The 1,542-nt window shown below is 53.0% G+C and carries 1 rRNA gene; it reads left to right on the forward strand.

Going from position 1 to position 1,542, the window contains the following annotated elements:
• Positions 1–6 precede the first annotated feature (6 nt).
• A 16S ribosomal RNA gene (locus BLU78_RS13775) occupies positions 7–1,534 on the forward strand.
• Positions 1,535–1,542 lie beyond the last annotated feature (8 nt).

The raw sequence follows: 1,542 nt of genomic DNA on the forward strand, positions 1-1,542 counted from the left end.
TTTTATACAATGGAGAGTTTGATCCTGGCTCAGGATGAACGCTAGCGGCAGGCCTAACACATGCAAGTCGAGGGGCAGCGGGATTGAAGCTTGCTTCAATCGCCGGCGACCGGCGCACGGGTGCGTAACGCGTATGCAACCTACCCAGAACAGGGGGATAACACTGAGAAATTGGTACTAATATCCCATAACATCATAAGGGGCATCCCTTTTGGTTGAAAACTCCGGTGGTTCTGGATGGGCATGCGTTGTATTAGCTAGTTGGTGAGGTAACGGCTCACCAAGGCAACGATACATAGGGGGACTGAGAGGTTAACCCCCCACATTGGTACTGAGACACGGACCAAACTCCTACGGGAGGCAGCAGTGAGGAATATTGGTCAATGGACGCAAGTCTGAACCAGCCATGCCGCGTGCAGGAAGACGGCTCTATGAGTTGTAAACTGCTTTTGTACTAGGGTAAACTCAGATACGTGTATCTGACTGAAAGTATAGTACGAATAAGGATCGGCTAACTCCGTGCCAGCAGCCGCGGTAATACGGAGGATTCAAGCGTTATCCGGATTTATTGGGTTTAAAGGGTGCGTAGGCGGTTTGATAAGTTAGAGGTGAAATACCGGTGCTTAACACCGGAACTGCCTCTAATACTGTTGAGCTAGAGAGTAGTTGCGGTAGGCGGAATGTATGGTGTAGCGGTGAAATGCTTAGAGATCATACAGAACACCGATTGCGAAGGCAGCTTACCAAACTATATCTGACGTTGAGGCACGAAAGCGTGGGGAGCAAACAGGATTAGATACCCTGGTAGTCCACGCAGTAAACGATGATAACTCGCTGTCGGCGATACACAGTCGGTGGCTAAGCGAAAGCGATAAGTTATCCACCTGGGGAGTACGTTCGCAAGAATGAAACTCAAAGGAATTGACGGGGGCCCGCACAAGCGGAGGAACATGTGGTTTAATTCGATGATACGCGAGGAACCTTACCCGGGCTTGAAAGTTAGTGACGGATCTGGAAACAGGTCTTCCCTTCGGGGCACGAAACTAGGTGCTGCATGGTTGTCGTCAGCTCGTGCCGTGAGGTGTCGGGTTAAGTCCCATAACGAGCGCAACCCCTACCGTTAGTTGCCATCAGGTCAAGCTGGGCACTCTGACGGGACTGCCGGTGTAAGCCGAGAGGAAGGTGGGGATGACGTCAAATCAGCACGGCCCTTACGTCCGGGGCCACACACGTGTTACAATGGTAGGTACAGAGGGCAGCTACCCAGCGATGGGATGCGAATCTCGAAAGCCTATCTCAGTTCGGATCGGAGGCTGAAACCCGCCTCCGTGAAGTTGGATTCGCTAGTAATCGCGCATCAGCCATGGCGCGGTGAATACGTTCCCGGGCCTTGTACACACCGCCCGTCAAGCCATGGAAGCTGGGGGTGCCTGAAGTTCGTGACCGCAAGGAGCGACCTAGGGCAAAACCGGTGACTGGGGCTAAGTCGTAACAAGGTAGCCGTACCGGAAGGTGCGGCTGGAACACCTCCTTTCTGGAGCG

The sequence above is a fragment of the Alistipes timonensis JC136 genome (assembly GCF_900107675.1).
Classification (GTDB): Bacteria; Bacteroidota; Bacteroidia; order Bacteroidales; family Rikenellaceae; genus Alistipes; species Alistipes timonensis.